1 pseudogene is annotated in these 213 nt (G+C 48.4%); it reads left to right on the forward strand.

The features are described 5' to 3' along the window. Positions 1 to 213 (forward strand): annotated as a pseudogene (locus D0T57_RS15720) (IS66 family transposase); the annotation flags it as partial.

Consider the following 213-nt stretch of genomic DNA (forward strand, 5'->3'; position numbering starts at 1 on the left):
CCTTGACTTTGATGGCTTAGACCAACTTGAAGAAGAAAAGATCTATTTGGATGGGGTTGCTAAAAGGAACTTATCCGCCCGGGATAGCGGCGGTCTTCCGGTGAAAAGACATCCGGTACGCAAACCTCTACCCGAACATTTGGAACGTCGCCGCGAAGTGATTGAACCGTGCTCTTTACCTGAAGGGGCTAAATGTATAGGTCAGGAAGTAAC

The sequence above is a fragment of the Dysgonomonas sp. 511 genome (assembly GCF_010501105.1).
Lineage (GTDB): Bacteria > Bacteroidota > Bacteroidia > Bacteroidales > Dysgonomonadaceae > Dysgonomonas.